Source organism: Rudaea sp. (genome assembly GCF_047601565.1).
In the GTDB taxonomy this organism is placed as follows: Bacteria; Pseudomonadota; Gammaproteobacteria; order Xanthomonadales; family Rhodanobacteraceae; genus Rudaea.
Genome location: NZ_JASGIY010000001.1, coordinates 1,256,055 through 1,282,071 on the forward strand (window position 1 = coordinate 1,256,055; position 26,017 = coordinate 1,282,071).

20 protein-coding genes, 1 pseudogene and 1 other annotated feature are annotated in these 26,017 nt (G+C 65.0%); of the genes and pseudogenes, 17 read left to right on the plus strand and 4 right to left on the minus strand.

Going from position 1 to position 26,017, the window contains the following annotated elements; all coding sequences use genetic code 11:
* Window positions 1-4: 4 nt before the first annotated feature.
* The 4 genes from QM741_RS05385 to QM741_RS05400 all read left to right on the plus strand — a co-directional run bounded on the left by QM741_RS05385 (window position 5) and on the right by QM741_RS05400 (window position 5,468).
* Window positions 5-2,323: an MMPL family transporter gene (locus tag QM741_RS05385; RefSeq protein WP_415206705.1), complete on the plus strand. Its 2,319-nt coding sequence runs from the start codon at window positions 5-7 to the stop codon at window positions 2,321-2,323.
* On the plus strand, window positions 2,313-2,744 hold the full coding sequence (locus QM741_RS05390) for a phosphotransferase (protein WP_415206706.1): 432 nt from the start codon (window positions 2,313-2,315) through the stop codon (window positions 2,742-2,744). The genes QM741_RS05385 and QM741_RS05390 overlap by 11 nt, the downstream gene beginning before the upstream one ends.
* A gap of 401 nt (window positions 2,745-3,145) precedes the next feature.
* Window positions 3,146-3,916, plus strand: coding sequence for a dimethylargininase (gene ddaH / locus QM741_RS05395; protein WP_415206707.1), 771 nt, complete (start codon window positions 3,146-3,148; stop codon window positions 3,914-3,916).
* Between the two features lie 124 nt (window positions 3,917-4,040).
* Entirely contained in the window at window positions 4,041-5,468 is a 1,428-nt protein-coding gene (locus QM741_RS05400) for an amino acid permease (protein WP_415206708.1), read from the plus strand.
* Between the two features lie 30 nt (window positions 5,469-5,498).
* On the opposite strand, the gene QM741_RS05405 is transcribed toward QM741_RS05400, so the two are convergent.
* On the minus strand, window positions 5,499-5,900 hold the full coding sequence (locus QM741_RS05405) for a hypothetical protein (protein ID WP_415206709.1): 402 nt from the start codon (window positions 5,898-5,900) through the stop codon (window positions 5,499-5,501).
* Between the two features lie 73 nt (window positions 5,901-5,973).
* On the opposite strand from QM741_RS05405, the gene fabG reads away from it, so the two are divergent.
* Both fabG and QM741_RS05415 read left to right on the plus strand, forming a co-directional pair.
* A complete protein-coding gene (fabG, locus tag QM741_RS05410; RefSeq protein ID WP_415206710.1) occupies window positions 5,974-6,720 on the plus strand; it encodes a 3-oxoacyl-ACP reductase FabG in 747 nt (248 codons plus the stop codon).
* Window positions 6,721-6,890: 170 nt separating this feature from the next.
* The gene (locus QM741_RS05415) at window positions 6,891-7,370 is read left to right on the plus strand and encodes a c-type cytochrome (protein ID WP_415209080.1); all 480 of its coding nucleotides are present in this window, start codon (window positions 6,891-6,893) and stop codon (window positions 7,368-7,370) included.
* Between the two features lie 84 nt (window positions 7,371-7,454).
* On the opposite strand, the gene QM741_RS05420 is transcribed toward QM741_RS05415, so the two are convergent.
* Complete coding sequence (locus QM741_RS05420; protein WP_415206711.1) at window positions 7,455-8,084, minus strand: ACP phosphodiesterase; 630 nt, start codon at window positions 8,082-8,084, stop codon at window positions 7,455-7,457.
* Between the two features lie 39 nt (window positions 8,085-8,123).
* On the opposite strand from QM741_RS05420, the gene QM741_RS05425 reads away from it, so the two are divergent.
* From QM741_RS05425 to QM741_RS05470, 10 genes and pseudogenes are all read left to right on the plus strand, one after another.
* Window positions 8,124-8,837 carry an alpha/beta hydrolase gene (locus QM741_RS05425; RefSeq protein ID WP_415206712.1) on the plus strand — a complete coding sequence of 238 codons (714 nt, stop codon included), beginning with the start codon at window positions 8,124-8,126 and terminating at the stop codon, window positions 8,835-8,837.
* A 67-nt stretch (window positions 8,838-8,904) separates the two neighbouring features.
* Window positions 8,905-9,993, plus strand: a pseudogene (zapE, locus tag QM741_RS05430) (cell division protein ZapE); the annotation flags it as partial.
* Between the two features lie 170 nt (window positions 9,994-10,163).
* Complete coding sequence (locus QM741_RS05435; protein ID WP_415206713.1) at window positions 10,164-11,333, plus strand: efflux RND transporter periplasmic adaptor subunit; 1,170 nt, start codon at window positions 10,164-10,166, stop codon at window positions 11,331-11,333.
* A gap of 36 nt (window positions 11,334-11,369) precedes the next feature.
* Complete coding sequence (locus tag QM741_RS05440; RefSeq protein ID WP_415206714.1) at window positions 11,370-14,537, plus strand: efflux RND transporter permease subunit; 3,168 nt, start codon at window positions 11,370-11,372, stop codon at window positions 14,535-14,537.
* Between the two features lie 97 nt (window positions 14,538-14,634).
* Window positions 14,635-16,044 (plus strand): siroheme synthase CysG, encoded by a 1,410-nt coding sequence (gene cysG, locus QM741_RS05445; RefSeq protein ID WP_415206715.1) that lies wholly within the window; start codon window positions 14,635-14,637, stop codon window positions 16,042-16,044.
* Window positions 16,045-16,181: 137 nt separating this feature from the next.
* Complete coding sequence (locus QM741_RS05450; RefSeq protein ID WP_415206716.1) at window positions 16,182-18,419, plus strand: NADP-dependent isocitrate dehydrogenase; 2,238 nt, start codon at window positions 16,182-16,184, stop codon at window positions 18,417-18,419.
* 133 nt (window positions 18,420-18,552) lie between these two features.
* Window positions 18,553-19,920 (plus strand): isocitrate dehydrogenase (NADP(+)), encoded by a 1,368-nt coding sequence (gene icd / locus QM741_RS05455; RefSeq protein WP_415206717.1) that lies wholly within the window; start codon window positions 18,553-18,555, stop codon window positions 19,918-19,920.
* A 154-nt stretch (window positions 19,921-20,074) separates the two neighbouring features.
* The gene (locus tag QM741_RS05460) at window positions 20,075-21,199 is read left to right on the plus strand and encodes a glycosyltransferase (protein ID WP_415206718.1); all 1,125 of its coding nucleotides are present in this window, start codon (window positions 20,075-20,077) and stop codon (window positions 21,197-21,199) included.
* Complete coding sequence (locus tag QM741_RS05465) at window positions 21,183-21,323, plus strand: hypothetical protein (protein WP_415206719.1); 141 nt, start codon at window positions 21,183-21,185, stop codon at window positions 21,321-21,323. The genes QM741_RS05460 and QM741_RS05465 overlap by 17 nt, the downstream gene beginning before the upstream one ends.
* A 339-nt stretch (window positions 21,324-21,662) precedes the next feature.
* Window positions 21,663-22,448, plus strand: coding sequence for a glycosyltransferase (locus QM741_RS05470; RefSeq protein WP_415206720.1), 786 nt, complete (start codon window positions 21,663-21,665; stop codon window positions 22,446-22,448).
* Between the two features lie 33 nt (window positions 22,449-22,481).
* Here the strand turns inward: QM741_RS05470 and QM741_RS05475 are convergent, their stop codons facing one another.
* Complete coding sequence (locus tag QM741_RS05475) at window positions 22,482-22,928, minus strand: hypothetical protein (RefSeq protein ID WP_415206721.1); 447 nt, start codon at window positions 22,926-22,928, stop codon at window positions 22,482-22,484.
* Window positions 22,929-22,965: 37 nt separating this feature from the next.
* Window positions 22,966-24,462 (minus strand): discoidin domain-containing protein, encoded by a 1,497-nt coding sequence (locus QM741_RS05480; RefSeq protein WP_415206722.1) that lies wholly within the window; start codon window positions 24,460-24,462, stop codon window positions 22,966-22,968.
* A 116-nt stretch (window positions 24,463-24,578) separates the two neighbouring features.
* Between QM741_RS05480 and QM741_RS05485 the strand changes: the two genes are divergently transcribed.
* Window positions 24,579-25,801, plus strand: a protein-coding gene (locus tag QM741_RS05485; protein ID WP_415206723.1) for an IS3 family transposase whose coding sequence is annotated in 2 segments (ribosomal slippage) — window positions 24,579-24,861 and window positions 24,861-25,801 — 1,224 coding nt in all. Because the reading frame shifts where the segments join, the coding sequence is not laid out codon by codon here.
* Window positions 24,854-24,970, plus strand: a sequence feature (AL1L pseudoknot). It overlaps the preceding gene by 117 nt.
* Window positions 25,802-26,017 lie beyond the last annotated feature (216 nt).

A 26,017-nucleotide genomic window follows, 5' to 3' on the forward strand; every position in this document is an offset into this window, starting at 1 on the left:
CGTCTTGCATCGCACTCTTCTGCTCTGCGTCTGGATTCTGCTCCTCGCAACGCTCGGCTTTGCCGTGCAGCGCAGCCTCGTCATCACGAGCGACCTGCGCGCCTTCATGCCGCCGGCGCGCAATGCGGATCAGCGGCTTCTGCTCGACCAGATTGGCGACGGGCCGGCGTCGCGCCTGCTGCTGCTCGAAATCACCGCGCCGTCGGCATCGTTCGAGCGCGTGGCCGCACTGAGCCGCGGCCTGACCCAGTCGCTGCGCGGCGATGCGCGTTTCACCCGTGCGCTCGACGGCGAAACCGATCCGTCCGCGCTCGATCCCGCGTTGTTGCCGTACCGTTATCTGCTTTCGACCACGCTCGATGCGCACGCGCTCGACGCCGATTTTCTGCGCGGGGAATTGCAGCAGCGCATCGAAGATCTCGCCTCGCCCGCGGCCGGCATGCTCAAGCCCTGGCTCGCGCGCGATCCGACGCTGGAAGTGCTCAAGCTCGCGCAGCGCTGGACGCCGGCGAAAACGCCCGAATTGCGCGACGGCGTCTGGGCCGCGCCCGACGGCGGCGCGCTGCTGCTCGTCGAGACCGCGGCGGCGGCGTTCGATCCGTCCGCGCAGGCCGCCGCGATCGCCGCGCTGCAAGCGAAGTTCGACGCGCTGCCCGGCAGCAAGGATGCGCATCTGGAAATCAGCGGGCCCGGTTATTTCAGTGTGCTCGTCAACGCGAACACGCGTGCGCAAGCCGAATGGCTCAGCGCGATCGGCACCGCCGCGTTCGCGTTGCTGCTGCTCCTCGCCTACCGTCATCCGGGCGCGTTGCTCTGGGCGGCGTTGCCGATCGCGAGCGGCGCGCTGGCCGGCATCGCCGCGACCGCGCTCGCGTTCGGCCCGATCCACGGCATCACGCTTGCGTTCGGCTTCACCCTGCTCGGCGTCGCCCAGGAATATCCGCTGCGCCTGCTCAGCCACCGCCGCGCCGGCGCGCGCGCGCGAGAAAGCCTGCTCGGCGTGTGGCCATTGCTGCGCCTTGCGATCGCCTCGGCCTGCATCGCCTATTTCGCGTTCTTCGCATCGGGCGTCGCAGGCCTGCAGCAACTGGCGGTGTTCACGATCGCGGGCCTGATCGTCGCCGGCTTCGTCACGCGTTTCCTGCTGCCGGCCGTGTTGCCCGCGCGTTTCCGCGACGTCGCCGAATCGGCATGGCTGGAACGCCTGCGTTTGAGGCTCGATGCCGCGCCGCGCCTGCGCGCACTGCCGTGGATTCTGCTCGTGCTCGCCTGCGCCGAGATCGGCTTCGCGCCGACGCCGTTATGGCAGAACGACCTTTCCGCGCTGACGCCGGTGCCGGCCGCGCTGTTGCAGCGCCAGGGCGAACTGAGCGCCGCGCTCGGCTCGCCCGACGTGCGTTATCTGCTCGTGCTCGAAGCGGCGGACGCCGACGGCGTGCTCGCGCTGTCCGAAAAAATTTCTCCACAAGTGGAAAAGTGGATTTCCGCGAAGATCGTCGATGACGTCGAACTGCCGAGCCGCTATCTGCCCAGCCTCGCCACGCAGAAGGCGCGCCGGGCCAAGCTGCCCGATCGCGACGCGTTGCAGGCCGCGCTGGCTGCCGCGGAAAAGGACACGGATTTCGAGCCCGGCCCGTTCTCGCCGTTCCTCGACGATGTGGAAAGCGCGCGCGAATTGCCGCTGCTGACGCCGAAGGTCTTCGGCGCTTCCATGCTCGGCGCGCGCCTCGCCACGATGCTGAGCGAAAGTAACGGGCATACGCTCGGCCTTGCCACGCTGAGCGGCGTGCATGACGCACCGGCGCTCGCGCTCGCGGCCGCGCGACTCGGCGGCGGCGTGCGCCTGCTCGATCTGAAAGCCGCCTCCGAATCGCTGGTCGCCGACTACCGCGCGCGCATCGGTGTCGCCTTGCTCGTGGCGCTCGTGTTGCTGGCCGCGGCGGTCGCGGTGGCCTTGCGCGATGTGGGCCGCGCCTGGCACGTGATCGCGCCGATGTCGCTCGCCACGCTGTTGGTACTGGCGGTGCTGCGCGCGAGCGGCGTGTCGCTGTCGCTGTTCCATCTCGTCGCGCTGACGCTTGCGGCGGGCCTGGGTCTGCATTACGCGCTGTTCTTCGAGCGCCGCGTGGACGATCCGGCCGAAGCGCGGCGCACGCTGCACGCGACACTGGTCTGTGTGGTCTCCGCCGTGATCGTGTTCGGCCTGCTCGCCACGTCGACGGTGCCCGTGCTGCGCGCGATCGGGCTAACCGTGGCGCTCGGCGTCGGTTTTCATTTCTGCCTTTCGACGATCATGGCGAGGAATTCGCAGCATGATCGTTAAGACACATTGGCAGCATCTGATCCCACATCATGGCGCGATGAGCCTGCTCGATGCCGTCGTTACTTGGGACGACGAGCGCATCCACATGACCGCAGTCTCGCACGCGTTGGCCGACAATCCGCTGCGCAGCGACGGCATGCTGCGCGCGCTGCATCTGTGCGAATACGGCGCGCAGGCGATGGCCGTGCACGGTGGGCTGCTCGCGCAGCGTGCCGGCAAGGTTGCGGCACCGGGCTTGCTCGTGTCGCTGCGCGGCGTGCGTCTGCACGTTTCGCGCATCGACGATCTGCCAAGCGTGATCGACGTGCACGCGGTCAAGCTGCTCGACGGCGGCACGAGCTGGCAGTACGAATTCCGTGCCGCATATCAGGGTCGCCTGCTCGCCCAGGGAAGAGCGGCGGTGATCCACGAAATCCGCTAGGAGCCTGCGTGGCAGAAGAAGTGCGGCAGTGCTGACGAGCGAGAATCTTGTTTTCGACAAAACGAAGGAGAGGAAGCGGCGCACAGCCAACGTACCGGGCGTTCGCCACATTATTGAGCCTTTCGTAAATGAGTAATCGAAATTTTATAGTCGGCGCGTTCTCGCCCTGTACGAGAATGCGGGTATGGGAAACATCTGCGAGGAGTGTCTCAAGGAAGCGGCGACGCATGGCTTCCGTGATGCGATCGTGCCGCGCGCGAACGCGCCGAAAAGGGGTCGGTGATCGGGAAATGGTCGCGATCGAGCGCCTGGCCGAAGCACTGGAGCAGGCATAGGCGTTGCCGGACGCCCTCACATCGGGGATAAGATTCTCGCGCACCCGGCCACTACCCGAGGAACCCATGTCGAAGATCGCTCTCGTGCGTCAGCCCAGCCCACTTCTCGACGACGGCATCGTCGGTCACATCGAGAAGGTGCCGGTCGATCTGCCCCTCGCCCGGGAGCAATGGCGCGAATACGTGCGCACGCTCGAACGGCACGGCTGGCAGACCCTCGAGGTCGAGGCGGCCGACGACTGTCCCGACTCCGTGTTCGTCGAAGACACCGTGCTGATGTTCCGCAACGTCGCGGTCATCACCCGCCCCGGCGCCGATAGCCGCAAGCCCGAAACCGCAGGGACGCGCCGCGCGATCGAGGCGCTCGGCGGCATCGCCGTCGCCGAGATTCGCGAGCCCGGCACGCTCGACGGTGGCGACGTGCTGAAGATCGGCGACACCGTCTACGTCGGCCGCGGCGGCCGCACCAACGCCGAGGGCATCGCTCAGTTGCGACAGATCCTCGCCCCGCTCGGCGGCACGGTGGTCACCGTACCCGTCACGACGGTGCTGCACCTCAAGACAGCCGTCACCGCGCTCCCCGACGGCACCGTCATCGGCTATCCCGACGAGGTCGACCACCCCGAACTCTTCGACCGCTTCATGGCGGTGCCCGAGCCGGGCAGCGCCGTCGTGTGCCTCAGCGATTCCGAGGTGCTGATGTCGGCCTCGGCCCCCCGGAGCGCGGCGATGATCCGGGATCTCGGCTACACCGTCACCGAGGTGAAACTCTCGGAGTTCGAGAAGCTCGAGGGCTGCCCCACGTGCCTTTCGGTCAGGATCCGCTGCAGGGGCTGAGCTGCGCTGGCTGGGAGGCGGCAATGACCGCAATCGATACGTTGCCGATACATGTGGCCGTCAAGCTCGGGCGGAAGGGGCCGGCCCGCCCCTACGCCGAACGACCGAGGAGACCGGTATCGCCATGGCTACACTGAAACGACAGCTGTTCCGGATCAAGCCGATCCCGAAGGGGAACGATGACGAGAGCGGCCTCAAACGCACGATCGGATTGTTCCCGCTGACCCTCATCGGCATCGGCGGCACGATCGGCACCGGCATCTTCTTCATCCTTTCCGAGGCCGTCCCCGTGGCGGGCCCGGCGGTGATCGTATCGTTCGTCATCGCGGCCATCGTGGCCGGCCTTTCGGCCCTCTGCTATGCGGAGCTCGCGGGCAGCGTGCCGGTTTCGGGATCCTCCTACTCCTATGCCTACACGACGCTCGGCGAGCTGCCGGCGATGGGCGTCGCCGGCTGCCTGCTGCTCGAGTACGGCGTTTCGACCGCGGCAGTGGCGGTCGGCTGGTCGCAGTACGTGAACCAGCTGCTGGGCAACCTCTTCGGCTTCGAGCTGCCGCACGCGATCTCGGTTTCGCCTGAAGAGGGCGGCGTGATCAACCTGCCCGCGGTGGTGCTCGTCGCGCTCTGCATGGCCCTGCTGATTCGCGGCACTTCGGAGTCGGTGATCGTGAACACGATCATGGTGCTCACCAAGATCGTCGTGCTGCTCTTCTTCGCGGCCATCGCGTTCACGGGTTGGAACGTCGATAACTTCGCCGAGTTCGCTCCTTTCGGGTTCAACGGCGTCATGGCCGGGGCCGGCATGATCTTCTTCTCCTACATCGGCCTCGACGCGATCGCCACCGCGGGCGAGGAGGCGAAGAATCCGAAGCGCAACCTCCCCCTCGCCATCCTCTTCGCGCTCGTGGTCGTCACCACCGTCTACGTTCTGGTCGCACTCGCCAGCCTCGGTGCCCAGCCCACGGAAGATTTCGGGGGACAGAAGGCCGGCCTGTCGCAGATCGTCGAGAACATCGTCGGCGCCTCCTGGCCGGGCACGCTCGTGGCCGCCGGAGCCGTGATCTCGATCTTCAGCGTGACGCTCGTGGTGCTCTATGGCCAGACGCGCATCCTCTTCGCGATGTCCCGCGACGGCATGGCGCCGAAAGTCTTCCAGAAGGTCAACCCCCGCACCATGACCCCGGTGGCGAACACGGTCATCGTGTCCGTGATCGTCGCGGTGCTCGCCGGGGTGCTGCCGATCAACTTCCTCGCCGAGATGACGAGCATCGGCACGTTGGTGGCCTTCATCGTGGTGGCCGTCGCCGTGATCGTGCTGCGCCGACGCGAGCCCGACCTCGAACGCGGTTTCAAGGTGCCGCTCGCGATCCCGGTGCTCGCGATCCTCGGTTGCCTGTGGATCATCAAGGATCTGCGCCCGATCACCATCCTGGTGTTCCTGATATGGACAGCGGTCGTGCTGACCTGGTACTGCTTCTCGGGTCGGAAGCACTCGGTGGTCGGCAAGCGACAGGCCGAGGCCGAACTCGCAGCGGAAGGGGCAGAGAGATGACCGTCGTCGTCGGAGTCTCCCCGACCCATTTCACTCCCGTCTCCGTCGAGCCCGGCCTTGCGCGCCGGCCATCCGCCCGAGGTAATGCCATGCCAGGATCGCCGCGCCGATGCCGAACGGAATCATCGCGAACGAGCGCCCCGTGGTTCCATGCCACAACACGGTTTCGTCGAACTCGAAAAACTCGGCGATCATCCACCACGCGTTCGCCGTGATCCAGAACACGACAGCAAGATTGTGCGCGAGATCTTCGCGCAAACGTCGCGCCCGCCAGGTGATCCAGATGGCCGCGCCCAGCGTCGGCACGATCATCACCATGCCGAGCGTGCGCCACATCAGGCACCAGGAAATGTCCTTGGCCAACCAGAACACGATATGCAGGTTTTCCGTGCGCCGATGCGCGAGCGGGACGGAGTACATCGGGATGGACATGGGGCATTTCCGGGCATGAAGTTCTTCGCGCGCAGCCTAATTGGCCGATGTCGGCCTGTGCAAGAATGTCTGCATGTCGAACAACGAAACGAATGCCCGACCGCGCCGTGCCCTCGTCACCGGCGCCAGCGGCGACATCGGCGCGGCGATCTGCGCGGCGCTCGCGGACGCGGGTTGCTTCGTCTACGCGCACGCACATGCGAATCGCGAGCGCGCGCAAGCGGTGGTCGACGGCATCCGCGCGCGCGGCGATGCGGGCGAGGTCGTCGCGTTCGATATCGCGGATGCGCAAGCGACGCGCGCGGCGCTCGCGGAACTGCTCGAATCGGGGACTATCGAGGTGCTCGTGCACAATGCCGGCATCCACGACGACGCGCCACTGGCGGGCATGGGCGATGCGCAGTGGCATCGTGTGATCGACGTGTCGCTGCACGGCTTTTTCCACGTGGCACAGCCGTTGCTGTTGCCGATGGCGCGCGCCAGGTTCGGGCGCATCGTCGCGGTGTCGTCGGTCGCTGCGCAGCTCGGCAATCGCGGTCAGGCGAACTACGCGGCGGCGAAGTCGGCGTTGCACGGCGCGGCGAAATCGCTGGCGCGCGAGATGGCCTCGCGCGGGGTGACGGTCAACGTGGTCGCGCCCGGCGTGATCGCGGGCAGGCTCAGCGATGCGGCGTTCGAGGAGGCGCAGATCCGGCAGATCGTGCCCGCGAGGCGTGCGGGCACGCCCGGGGAAGTCGCCGCGCTGATCGCATTCCTGTGCTCGGACGCGGCCGGTTACGTCAACGGGCAGGTGATCGGGGTCAATGGGGGAATGACCTGAGTCTGCCTTCCGTGCGCGGGGACTCGCCGCTATACTTTGCCGCCTCGCGCGGGCTTTTTTTCGCCGCGCATCGACTCTTCCGGCCGCTTCGGCCTCATTGAAGCTACAGGTGCTGACCCGTGACCAATCCCGTAACCGATGCCGACCGGACCTTCCTCAAGCATTTCTCGATGCTGATCGGCCTTCTCGTAGTGGTCATGTTCGCGCTGATCGGTCTGGCGCTGTACCTGTACTCCGGGCATCCGCCGCCGATCAATCCCTCGCGCGTCGAGGAAGTGCAGCAGCGCATCGCGCCCGTGGGCGGCGTTTATGCGGGCGACACCGGCAAGGCCGCGCTCGCGGCGGCGCAGGAAGCGGCGGCCAAGGCCGCGGCCTCGCAGGTGGCCTACGGCGGCACGACCGACGGCAAGACGATCTTCGGCAACCTCTGCCAGACCTGCCACACCAATGCCGCGACCGGCGCCCCGCTGATCACCGACAAGACGGCATGGAAGGACCGCGTCGCCGAGGGCGAGGACACGCTGATCAAGCACGCGATCGAAGGCTTCACGGGCAAGAAGGGCGTGATGCCGGCGCGCGGCGGCAATCCGTCGCTGACCGACGCGCAGGTCAAAGCCACGGTGGAGTGGATCCTGACGCAAGTGAAGTGAAGGCAGGATGCCTTCATCCCGGACAGCACAGGGATGTACGCTGATCCGGGATCCAGCTCTTGATCCAAAGACCGCGCGATTATTTCACCCCGGCATGGATTGCCGGAGTCCAGGTTCCAGGGATGGCGGCAGCAGCGTCAGCCTCAAGCGCAGAGCCTCCGCCTGCAACTGCGAGAAGAATTCCGCGAATCCCGCATCGAGCGCAGCCGCGTTTTTCCATAGCACCGGCCCTGCCTCGGCCAGTGGATTCGCATGGCGCAGCCGTTGACTGACGCCGATCAGTACCTGCTCGATCATCGCACGCTCCGCATAGGCAGCGAACAGGCTGTTGGCGTGCATGTAGCGCGCGAAGCGCAACAGGTCCGGCGGCAACCAGTCGCGGTTTTCATCGACCAGGCGCAGCGCGCGCTCCGATACGGCGTCGAGAGGCTCGCTCGCGTAGTCGTTCCAACGCCGCGCGAGCGCATGGTCGAAATAAATGTCGAGCAGGATGCCCGCATAGCGCCGGAACGGCGGCTCGAATCGCTTGCGCAGTCGCGCCACGGCGGGATGGTTGTCCGTGTAGGCGTCGATCTTGCGATGCAGCGCCAAGCCCGCGCGTACGCGCTCGCGCCACGCGGGATCGGGCGCGCCGCGCCAAAAATCCGCGAGCAGACCGCCGAGTTGCATGTCGATGTTGGACCCGGCGAGCAGAACGTGCGCGAGATGGTTCATCCCGGCACGATGCGGGCATCCGGTATCATTCGCAACCCCATGAACGCACCCGAACATTTTCCCGAGACGGCGGCGACTTTCGTGCTTCCCGGCCCCGCCGGCGCGCTCGAAGTCGCGACCGATGCGCCGTCGGCCGCTGCGGCGCGCGCGGGCACCGCGGTCATCTGCCATCCGAATCCGGTCCAGGGCGGCACGATGACGAACAAGGTCGTGACCACGCTGGAACGCGCGCTGCGCCAACTCGGCCTGGCCACCGTGCGCTTCAATTTCCGCGGCGTCGGCAAGTCGGCTGGCGAGTACGACCATGCGCGCGGCGAAGTCGACGACGCGCTGGCGGTCGCCGACTGGGTGCGGCGCGTGCGTCCGCAGGCGGCGTTGTGGATGGCCGGCTTCTCGTTCGGCGGCTACGTGGCGATGCGCGTGGAGGCACTGCGCGAGACGGCGCAGCTCATCACGATTGCGCCTGCGGTCAAGCGCTTCCACACAGGCGGACCGGCGGCGCCGGCCTGCCCGTGGCTGATCGTGCAGGGCGAGGCCGACGACGTGGTGCCGCCGCGGGAGGTGTACGCCTTCGCCGCGCAGATCGTGCCGCCGCCCGATCTGGTCAAGGTGGCGGATACGGGCCATTTTTTCCACGGCCGCCTGATCGAGCTGCGCACGCTCGTGCAGGAGCACGTGCGTGCGAACCTGCCGCCATTGATAGAGCCCCTCTCCCACCGGGAGAGGGGTTGGGGTGAGGGTTCGGGTGGCTAACGACGTTTCTTCGAGACCGGACCCTCATCCGCCGCTTCGCGGCACCTTCTCCCGGGGGGAGAAGGGAAAAACGCCCAGCGCGCTTTATACCCAAGGCGTCGCCGAGGGACGCTGGGAGGACGATCCCGCGCAGCGCGCCGTGCTCGGGCCTCTCGACTGCATCGCGGCCGAGCTGATCGCGGCGGAAAAGACCAAATGGTGGCAGCGCCTGCGCGCGACGCCGCCCGTGCGCGGGCTGTATCTCTACGGTTCGGTCGGGCGCGGCAAGACGTTTCTCGTCGACCTGTTCTTCGAATCGCTGCCGTTCGAGGCCAAGCTGCGCCGTCACTTCCATCGCTTCATGCAGGAAGTGCATGTCGAGCTGAATCGGCTCAAAGGGCATGAGGATCCGCTTGTCGCGGTCGCCGCGCATTTCGCCGCCGAGGCGCGCGCGTTCTGCCTCGACGAGTTCTTCGTCAGCGACATCGGCGATGCGATGATCCTCGGCAACCTGCTCAGGCACCTGTTCGCGCGCGGCGTTACCCTGGTCGCGACTTCGAACATCGCGCCGAAGGAGTTGTACAAGGACGGCCTGCAGCGCGAGCGCTTCCTGCCCGCGATCGACCTGCTCGAAAAGAACTGCGAGATCGTCAACCTCGACGCACAGCAGGACTACCGCCTGCGCACGCTGACCCAGGCCGGCGTCTACTTCGCGCCGCTCAGCGCGGCGGCCGAAGCACGGCTTGCGCACGTGTTCGCCGACGTTTCGCGAACGCAGGATCCCGAATCCCCAACCCCGGCATCCATCGAAATCAACGACCGCGCGATCCCGGTGAAACGACAGGCCGACGGCGCGATCTGGTTCGACTTCGCATCGCTGTGCGAAGGTCCGCGCGCGGTGGCCGACTACATCGAGATCGGCAAGAGTTTCCATACCGTGCTCGTTTCCGGCGTGCCGCAATTCGTCGACCATTCGGCGAGCGAAGACGCGGCACGCCGCTTCGTCAACCTCGTCGACGAGTTCTACGACCGCGGCGTCAACCTCGTGCTCTCGGCCGCCGTGCCGATTCCCGATTTGTACCGCGGCAGACGCCTGAAGTTCGAATTCGCGCGCACCGAAAGCCGGTTGATCGAGATGCAGAGCCGCGAATATCTGGCCGCAGGGCACCGCCACTGAAACCGTGCAGGGACGCGGCCGCGGCGGCGTGACTTTCGACCGATACGGTTGCGCGGCGTTTCTTGTATACTAGACAGTACAATAATAGTCGCCGACAGGCTTGCCTTTGCGCCGAATTTGCGCAAGCTTCGTGGTTTGCCCCTTGTTGTTCAACCCGTTACGAGGCTTCCATGCCCCCGATCTCCGTGCGCCCCCTGTTTCTCGCGGCAGCCATCGCGCTCGCTGCCGGCTGCGGCAACTCCTCCCAACCGCAGCAGCAGATGCCGCCGCCGCCCGAAGTCGGCGTCGTCGCGGCCAAGTCGGAAAACGTGCCGTTGACGCAGGACCTGGTCGGGCGCCTGTCCGCCACGCGCAGCGCGGACGTGCGCGCGCGCGTCGCCGGGGTGCTGCTCAAGCGCGTCTACACCGAGGGCAGTGACGTATCGGTCGGCCAGCCGATGTTCCAGATCGATCCGGCGCCGCTGCGCGCCGCGCTCAACGTGCAACTGGCCAACCTCGCCGCCGCGCAGGCGACCTACACGAACAACCACGTTGCCGCCGAGCGCGCGCGTGCGGTCGGCGCCAAGGGCCTGCTGTCGAAAAGCGACGTCGACAACGCGATCGCCGCCGAGCGCACCTCGGCCGCGGCCGTGCAGCAGGCGCAGGCGAGCGTCGAGACGGCGCGGATCAATCTCGGCTACGCCAACGTGACCGCGCCGATCTCCGGCCGCTCGGGCCAGCAGCAGGTGACCGAAGGCGCGCTGGTCGGCCAGTCCGACGCGACCTTGTTGACCACGGTGGAACAGATCGATCCGATCTACGTGAATTTCAGCCAGGCGGTGGGCCAGATCGACGCGCTGCGCCAGGCGGCGGCCAAGGGCAGCGTCAGGCTCGCCGAGCAGGACAAGGCCAAGGTCGAACTGCTCGACGCGAACGGCAGCCCGAACGGCATGGCCGGGACGCTCGATTTTTCCGACACCGCCGTCGATCCGGCGACCGGTGCGGTGACCCTGCGCGCCACGGTGGCGAACGCCGATCACCGCCTGCTGCCGGGCCAGTACGTCAACGTGCGCCTGTCGATGGGCGAACTCGTGCACGCATGGCTTGTCCCGCAGATCGCGGTGCAGCGCGACGCGAACGGCCCGTACGTGTTCGTCGTCGGCGCCGACGGCAAGGCCGAGGAAAAACGTATCACGGCGGACCGCCTGCTCGGCGCGAACTGGATCGTCACCGACGGTCTCGCCGACGGCGACCAGATCGTCGTGTCCGGCGTGATCAAGGTGAAACCCGGTGCGCCGGTCAAGGCGTCGCCGTGGCAGCCGCAGGCACCGGGCGCCGCCGCACCGGTCGTCGCGCACTGATCGACATCCCCCGGCCAAGACGCGGAATTCCACGCCATGCCCAATTTCTTCATCGACCGTCCGATCTTCGCCTGGGTGATCGCGATCCTGATCTCGCTCGGCGGCGTCATCGCGATCCGCTCGCTCGGCATCGAGTCGTATCCGAGCATCGCGCCGCCGCAGGTGGTGATCGGCGCGAGTTACCAGGGCGCCAACGCGGATACGGTGGAAAAGACCGTCACCCAGATCATCGAGCAGCAGCTCACCGGCATCGACAATTTGATGTATTTCAGCTCGACCTCGAGCGCGACCGGCGGCGCGACGATCACGCTGACCTTCCAGCCCGGCACCAATGCCGACATCGCCCAGGTGCAGACGCAGAACAAGGTCTCACTCGCGCAGCCGCGCCTGCCGAGCGAGGTGGTGCAACAGGGCATCGTCGTCGCCAAGGCCAACTCCGGCTTCCTGATGGTCGGTATGCTGAAGTCCGAGGACGGCTCGCTGGATTCCTACGCGCTCAACAACCTGCTCGCCTCGCGCGTGCTCGATCCGATCCAGCGCGTCGTCGGCGTCGGCCAGGTGATGCAGTTCGGTTCCGAATACGCGATGCGCATCTGGCTCGATGCCGACAAGCTGCACGGCTACAACCTGTCGGCCGCGCAGGCGCTCGCCGCCGTGCAGGGCCAGAACGTGCAGATCGCGGCCGGCTCGCTCGGCGCGGAGCCCGCGGTGCCCGGCAACAGTTTCAACGCGACCGTGATCGCCGAAGGCCGCTTCTCGACGCCCGAGCAATTCCAGAACATCATCTTGCGTGCCAACAGCGATGGCACGGCGGTGCGCCTGAAGGATGTCGCGCGCGTCGAGCTCGGTCCGTTCAGCTATGGTCACAACGTGCATTACAACGGCCAGCCGGTCGCCGGTTTCGCCGTGCAATTGCAGACCGGCGCCAACGCGCTCGAGGTCTCCAAGTCCGTGAAGGCGCGCCTGGACGAGCTTTCCACCAGCTTCCCGCGCGGCGTGTCGTGGTTCGCGCCCTACGACACCACCGATTTCATCGCCATCTCGGTGAAGGAGGTCGTCGAGACGCTGATCGAGGCCATCATCCTCGTGTTCATCGTGATGCTCGTGTTCCTGCAGAACCTGCGCATGACGATGATCGCGATGCTGGTGATCCCGGTCGCCCTGCTCGGCGGCTTCCTCGGCATGTGGATGGTCGGCTTCACGATCAACCAGCTCTCGCTGTTCGGCATGGTGTTGGCGATCGGCATCGTCGTCGACGACGCGATCGTGGTGATCGAGAACGTCGAGCGCATCATGGCCGAGGAAGGCCTCGAGCCGAAAGAGGCGACGCGCAAGGCGATGAGCCAGATCTCCGGCGCCGTCGTCGCGATCGCCGTGGTGCTCGCCGCCGTATTCATCCCGAGCGCGATGCAATCGGGCTCGGTCGGCGCGATATACCGCCAGTTCGCGCTGACGATCGCCTTGTCGGTGCTGTTCTCGGCCTTCCTCGCGCTCGCCTTCACGCCGGCGCTGTGCGCGAGCCTGCTGCGGCCCGCGCACGCGACGAACAAGAATGCGCTGTTCCGCTGGTTCAACAAGACCTTCGACTGGACGCAGAACACCTACACCGGCCATATCCGCGGCGCGATCCGCCACGTACCGTTGTGGATGGGCGTGTTCGCGGTCGTGCTGCTGGTCTGCGGTTTCCTGTTCTGGCGCATTCCGGGCAGCTTCCTGCCCGAGGAGGACCAGGGCTATGCCATGACCATCGTGCAATTGCCGCCGGGTACCTCGATCGACCGCACCAACGAGGTGATGGACCAGGTGCAGACCATCGCGCGCAAGAATCCGGCCGTGGACGGCATCATCACCGTGGCCGGCTTCAGCTTTCTCGGTCAGGCCGAGAACGTCGGCATGGGCTTCATCCGCTTCAAGCCGTGGGACGAGCGCAAGGACGTCGCGGCGACGCTGATCAAGCAGCTGAACGGCGCCTTCTACATGGGCATCAAGGACGCGCAGGTGTTCGTCATCAACCTGCCGACGATCCAGGGCCTGGGCCAGTTCGGCGGCTTCGACATGTATCTCGAAGACCGCACCGGCGCCGGCCACGCGGCGTTGACCGGCGCGCTCGGCGTGCTGCTGCAGAAGGCCGCGCAGGAATCCGACAAGCTGACCCAGGTGCGCCCCAACGGCCTGCCCGACACGCCGCAGCTCGAGATGAACGTCGACCGCGTGCAGGCGCAGTCGATGGGCCTGAGCCTTACGGACGTCTATACGGCCATCCAGCTCATGCTCGCGCCGGTCTACGTCAACGACTTCTTCTATCAGGGCCGCGTGCTGCGCGTGAACATGCAGGCCGACGCGCCGTACCGCATGAATCCCGACGCGCTAGACCATTTCTACGTGCCGGGTTCCGGCGCCAGCAGCAGCGGCTCGACGCAGATGATCCCGATTTCCAACGTCGTGCGCACGAAATGGTCGATGGGCTCGCCAAGCCTGGTGCGCTACAACGGCAATTCGGCGATCGAGGTCAACGGCTCGCCCGCGCCGGGCAAGAGTTCGGGCGAGGCGATGACGGCGATGCAGAACATCATCGCCGCCGAGCTGCCGCAGGGCTTCGGCTATTCGTGGACCGGCCAGTCCCTGCAGGAAATCATCTCGGGCAATCAGGCGCCGATCCTGATCGCGCTGTCGGCCTTCATCGTGTTCCTGTGCCTGGCCGCGCTGTACGAAAGCTGGTCGATCCCGGTGGCGGTGATGCTGGTCGTGCCGCTCGGCCTCACCGGCATGCTTGCGGCGACGATGCTGCGCGGCCTCGCCAACGACGTGTACTTCAAGGTCGGCATGCTCACGATCATCGCGCTCGCCGCGAAGAACGCCATCCTGATCGTCGAGTTCTGCGTCGACGAACAGCGCCGCGGCCGCCCGCTCGGCGCGGCCGTGGTCGACGCCGCGCGCCTGCGCCTGCGGCCGATCCTGATGACCAGCTTCTGCTTCATCCTCGGCGTGCTGCCGCTCGCGATCTCGACCGGCGCCGGCGCCAACGCGCGCCATGCGATCGGCACCGGCGTCATCGGCGGCATGCTGTTCGCCACGTTCTTCGGCGTGCTGTTCATCCCGATCTTCTACATCGTCGTGCGTCGCCTGCTCGGCGACAAGCTCGAGTCGCGTGAGCAGACCGAGGCGGCGCTGGCGCAGGCGGAGCAGAACGGCGGCCACGCATAGGCCGGCGCCGCGGCGCAGACGGAAGATGTGAAAAATCCGCGTTCCGCTCCGGGGTAAGATATTCGACCTCGAACGCAAGCCGGACCGCGATTTTCCGATGCATCTGTTTCCTCTGTTCGCCGATCTCAAGGATCGCCGCGTTCTGATCGTCGGTGGCGGTACGGTGGCCGAACGCAAGGCCGCGCTGCTGCTCGCTGCGGGCGCGCGGATCGACGTCGCCGCGGTCGCGGTGACGGCGCTGTTCGGCAAGTGGATCGAAGCCGGAAACGTGCGCCATTGCGCCGCGGCGTTCGACGAAACGCAGCTCGACGGCTGCTGGCTCGCGATTGCCGCGACGGACGACCGCGTCCTGAACGCGCGCGTCGCCGCCGCGGCGACCGCGCGCCGCGTCTTCGTCAACGTCGTCGACGATCCGCTGCTGTGCACGTTCCAGGTGCCGTCGATCGTGGACCGTTCGCCGTTGACGATCGCGATTTCCACGGGTGGCGCCGCGCCGATGCTCGCGCGGTTCGCGCGCGAACGCATCGAGACGCTGTTCGACGCCTCGTGGGGCGCACTGGGCGCATTGCTCGCGCGGACGCGCGCGCGCATCCGTGCACGCTTCGCTCGCGTGGAGGATCGCCGTCGCTTCTACGAACGCGTATTGCGCGGAGACGTGGCGCAATTGCTCCGGCAGCAGCGCGACGCCGACGCCGAAGCGGCACTGGATCGCGCGCTGTCAGAGACGCCGCCGCCAACGAATCACGAATCACGAATCACGAATTCCGGCTCCGTCACGCTCGTCGGCGCCGGACCCGGCGATCCGGGCCTGATCACGCTCAACGCACTGCGCGCCTTGAACGAAGCCGACGTGATCCTGCACGACCGCCTGGTCAGCGCCGAAGTGCTCGACCTCGCGCGCCGCGACGCCGAACGCATCGACGTCGGCAAGATCGTCGGCAAGCATCACACGCCGCAGGCGCAGATCAACGAACGCATGCTCGCCGAAGCGCGCCGCGGCCGCCGCGTCGTGCGCGTGAAAGGCGGCGATGCCTTCATCTTCGGCCGCGGCGGCGAGGAGATCGAATTCCTGCGTGCGCACGGCATCGCCTACACGATCGTGCCGGGCATCACGGCCGCCATCGCCTGCGCGGCCTATGCCGGCATTCCGCTCACCCATCGCGACCATGCGCAAAGCGTGCGTTTCGTCACCGCGCACCGCAAGCGCAGCGAAGGCGAACCGGACGACCTGACGTCGGTCGGCGAAACGCTGGCGATCTACATGGGCGTGGCCGAAGCGGCGATGTTGCGCGACAGCCTCTACGCCGACGGCTGGTCGCCGGCGACGCCGTTCGCGATCGTCGAGAACGGCACGCGACCGCAGCAGCGCGTGCTCGTCGGCCTGCTTGCCGAACTGGTCGAGTGCGCGCGTGCGTTCGAGGTGCGCCCGCCGGCGCTGCTCATCGTCGGCGACGTGGCCGCGCTGGCCGTATCCAACCACTGGTTCGGCGCCGCTCCGGTCCAATGATGCCGGCGTTGTCGTGCCGCGGGCCGGCAGCAACTTGATACACTGACGCCCAGCCGCTGGTGCCGGGGCACGTTCAGTGGGCAGCGTCCTTGCGTGCGTCGGTTCAGCCACCCGAAACAGCCCGCAAGAGAACCGCCATGACCGCCACAAACTCCAAGATCGTCTACACCCTCACCGACGAAGCACCGCGTCTGGCCACGGCCTCGCTGTTGCCGATCATCCAGGCCTTCGCGAAGCCGGCGGGGATCGAAGTGGCGACCAGCGACATTTCGGTGGCCAGCCGCATTCTGGGCCAGTTTCCCGAGGCGCTGAGCGAAGCGCAGCGCGTGCCCGACAACCTGGCGGAACTGGGCAAGCTGACGTTCAAGCCCGAGGCCAACATCATCAAGCTGCCCAACATCAGCGCCTCGGTCGCGCAGCTCAAGGCCGCGATCAAGGAACTGCAGGACAAGGGCTACAAAGTCCCCGACTTCCCCGAGAATCCGCAGACCCCGGAGGAAAAGGACATCAGCGCGCGCTACAACAGGTGCATCGGCAGCGCGGTGAATCCGGTGCTGCGCGAGGGCAACTCCGACCGCCGCGCGCCCAAGGCCGTCAAGGAATACGCGCGCAAGCACCCGCACAGCATGGCCGAGTGGAGCCAGGCCTCGCGCTCGCACGTCTCGCACATGCACCACGGCGACTTCTACCACGGCGAGAAATCGATGACGCTGGACCGCGCGCGCGACGTGAAGATGGAGCTGATCACCCGGAGCGGCAAGACCCTCGTGCTCAAGCCCAAGGTCTCGCTGCTGGACCGCGAGGTGATCGACTCGATGTTCATGAGCAAGAAGGCGCTGCTGGACTTCTACGAGGCGCAGATCGAGGACGCGCGCAAGACGGGCGTGATGTTCTCGCTGCACGTGAAGGCCACGATGATGAAGGTCTCGCACCCCATCGTGTTTGGCCACTGCGTGAAGATCTTCTACAAGGAGGCCTTCGAGAAGCACGCCAAGCTGTTCGAGGAACTGGGCGTGAACGTCAACAACGGCATGGTCGATCTCTACAACAAGATCGCCGCGTTGCCGCAGAGCCAGCAGGACGAGATCAAGCGCGACCTGCACGCCTGCCACGAACACCGCCCCGAGCTGGCGATGGTCGACTCCGCCAAGGGCATCACCAATTTCCACTCACCCAACGACGTCATCGTGGACGCCTCCATGCCCGCGATGATCCGCAGCGGCGGCAAGATGTACGGCGCCGACGGCCGCCTCAAGGACGTCAAGGCGGTGATGCCCGAATCGACCTTCGCCCGCATCTACCAGGAGATGATCAACTTCTGCAAATGGCATGGCGCCTTCGACCCGCGCACGATGGGCACCGTGCCCAACGTCGGCCTGATGGCGCAGCAGGCCGAGGAATACGGCTCGCACGACAAGACCTTCGAGATTCCGGAGGACGGCGTCGCCAACATCACCGATCTCGCCACGGGCGAGGTGCTGATGAGCCAGAACGTCGAGCAGGGCGACATCTGGCGCATGTGCCAGGTCAAGGACGCGGCGATCCGCGACTGGGTCAAGCTCGCCGTCACGCGCGCGCGCAATTCGGGCATGCCGGTGGTTTTCTGGCTGGACGCCTACCGTCCGCACGAAGCCCAGCTGATCACCAAGGTGAAGATGTACCTGCACGAGCACAACACCGCCGGGCTCGACATCCAGATCATGAGCCAGGTGCGCGCGATGCGTTACACGCTGGAGCGCGTGATCCGCGGGCTGGACACGATCAGCGCCACCGGCAACATCCTGCGCGACTACCTGACCGACCTGTTCCCGATCATGGAGCTGGGCACCTCGGCCAAGATGCTCTCCATCGTGCCCTTGATGGCCGGCGGCGGCATGTACGAGACGGGCGCCGGCGGCTCCGCTCCCAAGCACGTGCAGCAGCTGGTGGAAGAGAACCATCTGCGCTGGGATTCGCTGGGCGAGTTCCTGGCGCTGGCGGTGAGCCTGGAGGAACTCGGCATCAAGAACAACAACGCCAAGGCCAAGGTGCTGGCCCGGGCGCTGGACGCCGCCACCGGCAAGCTGCTGGACAACAACAAGGGGCCCAGCCCCAAGACCGGACAGCTCGACAACCGCGGCAGCCATTTCTACCTGGCGCTGTACTGGGCCCAGGCGCTGGCCGCGCAGACCGAGGACGGCGAACTCGCCTCCCGTTTCAAACCGTTGGCCGATGCCCTGGCCGCCGGCGAAACGAAAATCGTGGACGAACTCGCGGCCGTGCAAGGCAAGCCGGCCGACATCGGCGGCTACTACCTGCCCGACGCGGACAAGACCCATGCGGTGATGCGGCCGAGCGCGACCTTCAACGCGGCGCTGGCGACGCTCGCCGGCTGAGCGTGAAGGAGCGCGCCGGGCATGCGGCGCGTCGATTGATCCTGCGCTTCCGACATCGGGAGCGCAGCGGACCGGTGTGTGTTCCTGATACGCTTGCACGCCTTTCTCGTCCACCCGAAAACGCGAGCAGCCCATGGCCGAACCCACCTATACCGCACCCGCCGGCGGCGCCAAGATTTCGATCCAGGACGGCAGGCTCAACGTCCCGGACAATCCGATCATCCCGTTCATCGAAGGCGACGGCACCGGCGCCGACATCTGGCGCGCCTCGGTGCGCGTGCTCGACGCGGCGGTGGCCAAAGCCTACGGCGGCAAGAAGAAAATCCACTGGCTCGAAGTGTTCGCCGGCGAGAAGTCGAACAACCAGTTCGGCACCTGGTTGCCGAACTCGACCGTCGACGCCTGCCGCGACTATCTCGTCTCGATCAAGGGTCCGCTGACCACGCCGGTCGGCGGCGGCATCCGCTCGCTCAACGTCGCCCTGCGCCAGATGCTCGACCTCTACGTCTGCCTGCGCCCGGTGCGCTGGTTCAAGGGCGTGCCCTCGCCGGTGAAGACGCCCGAGAAGGTCGACATGGTGATCTTCCGCGAGAACACCGAGGACATCTACGCCGGCATCGAATACGCCGCAGGCAGCGAAGGCGCGCAGAAGATCCTCGATTTCATCGCGCAGAACGACCCGAAGGCGTTCGACAAGATCCGCTTCGGCACGCTGACCAAGTCGCAGGCGTGGCAGAAGCAGCTCGAAGCGGTCGGTGCGCCGCCGCGCGAAGTCGGTGTCGAGGTCGGCATCGGCATCAAACCGGTGAGCAAGCTCGGCACCGAGCGCCTCGTCCACAGCGCGATCGCCTATGCGGTCAAGAACAAGCGCAAGTCGGTGACGATCGTGCACAAAGGCAACATCATGAAGTTCACCGAGGGCGCGTTTCGCAACTGGGGCTACGAGGTCGCCGAGAAGTTCTTCCCGAACCAGACCTACACCTGGGAAACCTGGGAAAAGACCAAGGCCGCGCAGGGCGAAGCCGCCGCGAACGCCGAGCAGAAGGCCGCGCTCGCCGCGGGCAAGGTGCTGATCAAGGACGCGATCGCCGATATCACCCTGCAGCAGGTGCTGACGCGCCCGGACGAGTTCGACGTCATCGCCACGCTCAACCTCAACGGCGATTACTTGAGCGATGCGCTCGCCGCGCAGGTCGGCGGCATCGGCATTGCGCCGGGCGGCAACATCAACTACCTCACCGGTCACGCCGTGTTCGAGGCAACGCACGGCACCGCGCCGAAATACGCCAACCTCGACAAGGTTAACCCGGGTTCGGTCATCCTCTCGGGCGAGATGATGCTGCGTTACCTGGGTTGGACCGAGGCGGCCGACGCGATCATTTCGGCGATGGACAAGGCGATCGCGGCGAAGAAGGTCACCTACGACTTCGCGCGCCTGATGGATGGCGCCACCGAAGTGAAGTGCTCGCAGTTCGGCGACGAACTCATCAGGCATCTGTAGCAGCGTCCGTTCGCGCCGGGCGAAGCGTGCCTCGCAAGCGGAGTCGAGGCGCTTTTCAAGTCCAGGCCCCGCATCTTCGGCGCGCGGCCTGTCCCGAGCTTGTCGAAGGACTCGGGGAGAACGGATAAAAAGCCGTCCATGTCGGGTTGAAGCGATGCACGCACTCATCACCTGTGTCGGCAGCGCCGGCGATGTCCATCCGTTTCTCGCCATTGGTCGCGCCTTGCAAGCGCGTGGCCATCGTGTCGAGTTGCTGACCTCGCCGTATTTCCGCCCGCGCGTCGTTGCAGCCGGCCTCGATTTCGTGCCGATCGGCACGGACGCGGATTACGAGGAAGGCGCCGCGAATCCCGACCTGTGGCATCCGCGGCGCGGTTTCGCGGTAGCGATGAATCTGGTCCTGCGTCGCCTGCGCGAAGGCTACGAGCGGATACTCGAACGCCTCGCGCCCGACACCGTCCTGATTGGCAGCACGCTGGCCTGGAGCAGCCGTTGCGTGCAGGAAAAGACCGGCACGCCCGGTGCGACCGTGCACCTTGCGCCGAGCTTGATGTTCTCCGCCATCGATCCGCCACGCTGGCCGGGCATGGCGTGGTTCCGCCATATGCCGGCCTGGTGTGTGCGCGCCGCACAGCGCTTCGTCGAGAAATACGGGATCGACCCGCCCATCCTGCCCGGCCTCAACGCGTTTCGCGCGCAGATCGGCCTGCCGCCGGTGCGCCGCGTCGTGAGCGACTGGGAAAATTCGCCCGATCTCGTGATCGGTGCGTTTCCCGACTGGTTCGCCGCACCGCAGGCGGACTGGCCCGCGCACAGCGTCACGACCGGCTTTCCGCGTTGGAATGCGAACGACGGCACGAGGCTCGATCCCGCGCTCGAAACCTTCTTGCAGGCCGGCCCGTCGCCACTCGGTCTCACGCCGGGCTCGGCGATGGCGCACGGACGGCCGCTGTTCGAGCGCGCACTGGCAGCTTGCGAAACGCTCGGCCTGCGGGCCGTGCTGGTCACGCCTTACCGCGACCAGTTGCCAGCGACATTGCCGGATTTCGCCCACCACGCGCGCTACGTGCCGTTCGACCTGCTGCTGCCGAGACTGTGCGGCTTCGTGCATCATGGCGGTTGCGCAATGCCTGCATGCCGGCGTGTCGCAGCTGATCACGCCGTTCGCGCACGACCAGCACGACAACGCGGCGCGGGCGTGCGGACTTGGCGTCGCCGCGTGCATCGCGCCGACGGCGCATCCGTCTGCGTGGACGCGCACCTTGCGCCTGTTGCTTGACGATTCGCGTACCGCCGAATCCTGCCGGGCCCTGGCGCAGATGAGTCGTGCATCCGGCGATGTGGCCGCTTCGATCGCCGTCAAGATCGAAGCCCTGCATCCTTTGCGCCGGGGTGCGACGTGATTTTGCGGGCGAAAAAAAGCCCCGAGAGTTTAGGGGGAACTCTCGGGGCCGGGTCCGAAGGCGGATCTGGGGAGGGATCGGCCTTCGAGGGCTGAACCCAGGGAGGTGGGCCAGCCGTGGTGCCGTTGCGTGCACCGTCGATTTAGTTATGGTTGGAGGGAGGGAAGTTCAAGCCAAACCGAAAAATTAACCTTTTCGGTTTAGTTTTTATTCATCGGCTGGAAAATCAGGCAGTTGCGCGGGCCGTTCCGCGCGCCGGCAGCGACATGAAAATTACTTTATTTTCGACATCGCGAAGATTGCGTTAAAGGACTGCGGTTCTTCGCTCGTCGTTCCCGCTTGGTTCGCACCATCCCGGCGCGGTCGTTCGCTGCGCGAACATTCGCGGGAATGACGGCATGGGAGGAACGCATTCCATTCCGTCTTTCAATGCGCTTCGTCCCAGTTGTCGCCGACGCCGATGTCGACGGTCAGTTGAATTTCCTATACTCGGCAGCGAAAAGGCTATCTGCATCGCTTCGCGATCGATCCGTCGAACACGACGGTGTTGCGCAACGCTGCCGCCCCGAGTTTCGAGGCGATCGAGCCCTGCCCGCCCTGGTTCGAGACCGGCGATTCGCCCGTGCTGGTTTACACGAGCACGCCGTTTCGCGGGCTGGCCGTGCTGCTGCACGCTTTTGCGCGCATTCGGGCGGCCATTCCCGAGGCGCGTCTTCGCCTCTTTCCCGGCATGGCCACGTATCAGGCGGCAGAGCAGGATACCGCTTTCGCCGGCATCTATCGACAGGCCCAGCCATGGCCGGCGTGGAATGCGCAGGTCCGGTCGGCCAAAGCCGCCTCGCGACCGAGATACGCACGGCAGCGGCGCTCGCCTATCCTTCGATCTACCCGGAAACGTCCTGCATCAGCGTCCTTGAAGCGATGCGCTGCGGTTGCGCCATCCTGACCACGCGTTTGGGCGCGCTTCCCGAAACCGCGGCATCGTTCGGGCGCTACCTCGACATGCCTGCGCATGCCCGCGACCTCGTCGGGCAATATGCGGCGATGCTCGTCGATGCGCTGCACGCGATGCGCGCCGCCGAGTGGACGGCATGGCTCGAAAAATTGCTCGGGATTGGGGGATAGGGTTCGGGTCCGGGGTATTGCGTCTTGCCGGACTTATCCGTTCGCTCGATATCTATTGACGTCGAACATGACCCATCCACCCAACAAGACCGTGCCGACGAGCAGCAATATTCCCGTGAGGGAAAGAGCGGGAGCCCGCGGATCCAGGTAAGCGACGTAAGCGACCGTCAACGTCGCACTGGAGGTTCCGCTCGAGGTGGTCCAAACGACCGAGTACGTACCCGCAGGCAGTTTGCCGATCGTTGTGGTCGGAGAACTGATGGGTATGGCCCCGGCCCCCCCGCAATAGTTCGCCGTAATCGAAATACTGAACCCGGAAACGGTCACCGGATACTGACAGCCGTTGGATTGCGGCGGCAGGGTCGCGACGATGACATCGTTCGATGTCGGGTTGGCTGGAGTGAAAGTGATTTGCCCCACGGCCTGTGCCGACGCAACGCAGGACAGGATGAAGAGGATGAGTCCGGCAATCTTCGCCATGATTTATCTCCAATTATTTGCGTGCGGAAAAACGAAGTCAATAAGCTTCCACTTCGACAATACGACTATAACCATTGAGGCCGTTATTGCATATGATGCGGATTGCGTTGGTGCTAACGGGAGAAAATGACACCGTGCGCTTGACCAAATTGTTGTTGACAACGGAACCTTGGGTTACCCACGCTGTGCCGTTCCAGGTCTGAACATCGAATGCGGTCAGACCGAACAAACTGAAAGTAGTGCTATCCGTAGGTTCTATCGGATTGGAGTAGTTGTCTTGCAGCGTGTAGACGCTAACATTGCCAATGGCTCTTGTACTATTGTAATTTATCTGCACCCAATCAGGGAATGATCCAGATGTTGCGCTATTCCAGCCTCCTCCATTGCCCCATGCAATACCTTTCCGATCACCATTTATGATGGAAGAAACCGGATACGCCGAGCTATAACTCGATGACGCTGTTGCAACGGCGCCATTGATCAATGTTGCCTCTACTTCCACGATACGACTGTAGCCCGCAAGTCCATTATTGCAAAGTATTCGAATGGCCGTAGTAGTCACTGCAGGAAATACCACGCGACGTTTCACTAGATTGTTGCCTGTGACTGAGCCTTGCGTCACCCATGTCGAACCATCCCACGTCTGCACGTCAAATGCGGTCAAACCATATAAAGTAAACGTTGTACTATCTGTGGGTTCGATAGGGTTGTGTATCGCATCCTGCAACGTGTAAACCACAACGTTGTTGATCGTCTGGGAGCCATTGAAGTTTACCTGTATCCAATCCGGGAAAAGCGACATGGTTGCATCGTTCCATCCGCCGCCATTGCTCCAAGCGGCTCCTTTACGATCCCCATTTATGATTGAGCCGGCGGGATAAGCGCTACTTTGCGTTGATGACGCGCTTACTGTTGCACCAAGCGTTGCAAGAGCGACATTACCATCATCGTATGCTTCAATTTCGACTATGCGGCTATAGTTTTTCAGCCCACCATTGCAAACAATGCGGATGGCACTGGTAGCTACGGAAGGAAATGTTACGGTACGTTTAACTAGTGTATTTCCAGCGACTGAAGCTTCTGTAATCCATGACGAACCATCCCATATTTGCACGTCAAACGCAGTCAGGCCATATACACTAAATGTCATCGTGTCCGTGGGATCACTTGGGTTTGGGAAATTATCTTGAAGTGTATAGACCACAACTTGGGCGATATTGTGAATTGCGGCAAAATTTATCTGCACCCAATCCGGAAAGACGTTTATCGTACCGTCATTCCATCCCCCACCATTACCCCACGTGGCGCCTTTGCGATCGCCATCAATTACGGAGCTAACCGGATACGAAGAGTTGACGGTGGACGACGCGCTGGCAGTTGCACCTGTACTAGAAGCAGCCCAATTCGTTGGTCCGGGATATCCGAAGGCACTATCAAAAACATCTGCCTCAACAACATCTTGCTGTACTACTGCCCAAGACAGATAGCCATATCCGCCAGTGCCCCAGTTAGTACCCCATTGGTTTTGAATCAATAAGCCAGTGTCATCGTACCCAATTGCGACTACTTCGTGATAACCACGGATAGTCCCGGTAGTATCTGAACCGCCCCGGGTATGTCGGAGGCTCCCACTCTTGAGAGGATGGAGCAATGACAAACACGAAGTATTCTGCGGAAGTGAGAGAGCGAGCGGTGCGGATGGTGCGCGAGCACCAAGCCGAATACGGCTCGGAATGGGCGACGATCGCCTCGGTGGCCGGCAAGCTGGGCTGCACGTCGGAGACGTTGCGGCGCTGGGTGCGGCAGGCGCAGGTCGATGAAGGCCGGCGCGAGGGGTTGAGTACGTCCGAGCGTGATCGGCTCAAGGCGCAGGAGCGAGAGATTCGCGAACTGCGCCAAGCGAACGAGATCTTGCGCAAGGCGTCGGCGTATTTTGCCCAGGCGGAGCTCGACCGCCGGTTCAAGCCATGATCGCGTTCATCGACGATCACCGAGCCATCCATGGAGTCGAGCCGATCTGCCGCGTGCTGCCGATCGCTCCGTCGACGTACCGCCGCCACGCGCGGGAACGTCGCCATCCGGATCGACGTTCGGCGCGGGCGCGTCGTGACGACGACCTGTGTCAGGCGATCCGGCGCGTCTACGCCGAGAACCTGCAGGTGTACGGCGCGCGCAAGGTATGGCGGCAATTACTGCGTGAGGGCGTGCGCGTGGCGCGCTGCACGGTCGAGCGGCTGATGCGCAGGCTGGGCCTGCAAGGCGTGATCCGCGGCAAGCCGGTGAAGACCACAGTCAGCGACAAGGCCACGCCGTGCCCGCTGGATCGCGTCAACCGGCAGTTCCACGCCGACCGTCCGAACGCGCTGTGGGTCAGCGACTTCACCTACGTGTCGACGTGGGCGGGCTTCGTCTACGTGGCCTTCGTGATCGACGTGTTCGCGCGCCGCATCGTCGGCTGGAAGGTGTCGCGATCGGCGCGCACGGACTTCGTGCTCGACGCGCTGGAGCAGGCGCTGCACGATCGACGACCGGTGCAGCAAGCCCTGATCCACCACTCCGACCGCGGCGTGCAGTACGTGTCGATCCGCTACACCGAGCGGCTGGCGCTGGCCGGCATCGAACCGTCGGTCGGCCGCGTGGGCGACTCCTACGACAACGCGCTGGCCGAGACGATCAACGGGCTGTACAAGGCCGAGGTCATCCACCGCCGATCCTGGCCGAACCTGGAAGCCGTGGAAATGGCGACGCTGGCGTGGGTGAACTGGTTCAACCACCACCGCCTACTCTCCTCGATCGGACACCGACCGCCGGCGGAAGCCGAAGCGATATATCATCAGCAACAGCAACACCGTGAGATGCCGATGGCGGCTTGACTCACACCAACCAGCCTCCGACGTTCCCGGGGCGGTTCAGTAGTGACTCAGTTTGAAATTTTGGTAATCCGTTCGCACTGAGCGTAACTCTCGGAGCGATTGAAATCGAAGTGCCGCGCATGCTGCGTTTCGACTTCGCCCTTACGGGCCTACGCTCAACACGAAGGGAATTCAAACTGAGTCACCACCTACTTTTGTTCGTCCATTTCCGGCGAA

What these genes read in the sequence shown, in the direction of transcription:
- QM741_RS05390 (WP_415206706.1), top strand. Translation starts at nt 2,313, where the DNA reads ATGATCGTTAAGACACATTGGCAGCATCTGATCCCACATCATGGCGCG.
- ddaH (WP_415206707.1), top strand. Translation starts at nt 3,146, where the DNA reads ATGTCGAAGATCGCTCTCGTGCGTCAGCCCAGCCCACTTCTCGACGAC.
- QM741_RS05400 (WP_415206708.1), top strand. Translation starts at nt 4,041, where the DNA reads ATGGCTACACTGAAACGACAGCTGTTCCGGATCAAGCCGATCCCGAAG.
- QM741_RS05405 (WP_415206709.1), bottom strand. Translation starts at nt 5,900, where the DNA reads ATGTCCATCCCGATGTACTCCGTCCCGCTCGCGCATCGGCGCACGGAA.
- fabG (WP_415206710.1), top strand. Translation starts at nt 5,974, where the DNA reads ATGTCGAACAACGAAACGAATGCCCGACCGCGCCGTGCCCTCGTCACC.
- QM741_RS05415 (WP_415209080.1), top strand. Translation starts at nt 6,891, where the DNA reads ATGCTGATCGGCCTTCTCGTAGTGGTCATGTTCGCGCTGATCGGTCTG.
- QM741_RS05420 (WP_415206711.1), bottom strand. Translation starts at nt 8,084, where the DNA reads ATGAACCATCTCGCGCACGTTCTGCTCGCCGGGTCCAACATCGACATG.
- QM741_RS05425 (WP_415206712.1), top strand. Translation starts at nt 8,124, where the DNA reads ATGAACGCACCCGAACATTTTCCCGAGACGGCGGCGACTTTCGTGCTT.
- QM741_RS05435 (WP_415206713.1), top strand. Translation starts at nt 10,164, where the DNA reads ATGCCCCCGATCTCCGTGCGCCCCCTGTTTCTCGCGGCAGCCATCGCG.
- QM741_RS05440 (WP_415206714.1), top strand. Translation starts at nt 11,370, where the DNA reads ATGCCCAATTTCTTCATCGACCGTCCGATCTTCGCCTGGGTGATCGCG.
- cysG (WP_415206715.1), top strand. Translation starts at nt 14,635, where the DNA reads ATGCATCTGTTTCCTCTGTTCGCCGATCTCAAGGATCGCCGCGTTCTG.
- QM741_RS05450 (WP_415206716.1), top strand. Translation starts at nt 16,182, where the DNA reads ATGACCGCCACAAACTCCAAGATCGTCTACACCCTCACCGACGAAGCA.
- icd (WP_415206717.1), top strand. Translation starts at nt 18,553, where the DNA reads ATGGCCGAACCCACCTATACCGCACCCGCCGGCGGCGCCAAGATTTCG.
- QM741_RS05460 (WP_415206718.1), top strand. Translation starts at nt 20,075, where the DNA reads ATGCACGCACTCATCACCTGTGTCGGCAGCGCCGGCGATGTCCATCCG.
- QM741_RS05475 (WP_415206721.1), bottom strand. Translation starts at nt 22,928, where the DNA reads ATGGCGAAGATTGCCGGACTCATCCTCTTCATCCTGTCCTGCGTTGCG.